The 1003-nt window shown below is 37.4% G+C and carries 2 protein-coding genes; both read right to left on the bottom strand.

Annotation, left to right across the window (positions count from 1 at the left end; all coding sequences use genetic code 11):
* On the bottom strand, positions 1-187 hold a 187-nt coding region (locus tag AC1DRF_RS29520; protein ID WP_477742512.1), incomplete at its 3' end, for an ATP-binding cassette domain-containing protein.
* 372 nt (positions 188-559) lie between these two features.
* Positions 560-1003, bottom strand: a 444-nt coding sequence (locus tag AC1DRF_RS29515) for a family 4 glycosyl hydrolase (protein ID WP_477742511.1), incomplete at its 5' end; no start/stop codon positions are given.

Below are 1003 nucleotides of genomic sequence, written 5' to 3'. Positions count from 1 at the left end.
ATGTTTGTACAATCCCTTGATCTGGACTCATTTTTTTCATTAAAATATGAAGCAACGTCGATTTGCCTTCTCCGTTTTTCCCCACAATTCCAATTCGCTCTCCGCGATGTACTTGAAGTTTCTCTGCTTGAAACAGCAGGCGATCTCCATAGCTTTTTTCAATATTTATAGCTTCTAACAATAACATAAAAAAACCTCCCTAGGATTTCTAGAGAGGATTAGAGGTCATAATTAGGTATACGCAAATATGCACCCTTTTTATAGAGTAAAAAAAGGGAGAAATCACTTCATATAAGACATATAGAAATGGCACCTAAAAATGTACAGACTAATCCTATCTAGACAAATGTTCATTTAAAATAAAGTTTTAAAAGAATGTCTAAAAAAATAGGATTACTTATCCATTGTCTACGGTACCTTTCCTTTCTTAGTATAAAATGACTTGCTTCTTACAGTGTATGATGAAGTTTTTTAAATGTCAATATCCATTTGGATGATATTCCCTTCTTTTACTACTCACAAAAAAATCCTCAGCCGATCAAAGCCGAGGATTCTTTTATTACACGTATTGGTTCAMTTTCCCTGTAAAATCAGGCAGCCACTCGCCGTGGGCTTCAATTAAATCATCGCACATACGAATGATGTCATCCATAGATAATTCCGCATTTGTATGAGGATCTAGCATCGCTGCTTGATAGATGTGCTCTCTTTTTCTAGTGACCGCTGCTTCAATTGTTAGCAATTGCGTATTAATATTCGTACGATTTAACGCCGCAAGCTGCTCAGGTAAGTCTCCTACATAAGTCGGCATAATGCCGCTTCGGTCTACAACACATGGAACTTCTACGCACGCTTTTGTCGGCAGGTTACTAATTAAGCCCCCGGTATTTAATACGTTACCGGCAAATTTAAACGGCACGTTTGTCTCCATTGCTTCAATGATTCTAGAGCCGTACTCATGTGAACGTGTATGAGTTAACTGACTGTTGTTAACCATTTCTTC

The organism is Priestia sp. P5_B4 (assembly GCF_056400385.1).
This window is presented reverse-complemented; position numbering and strand designations above follow the sequence as displayed.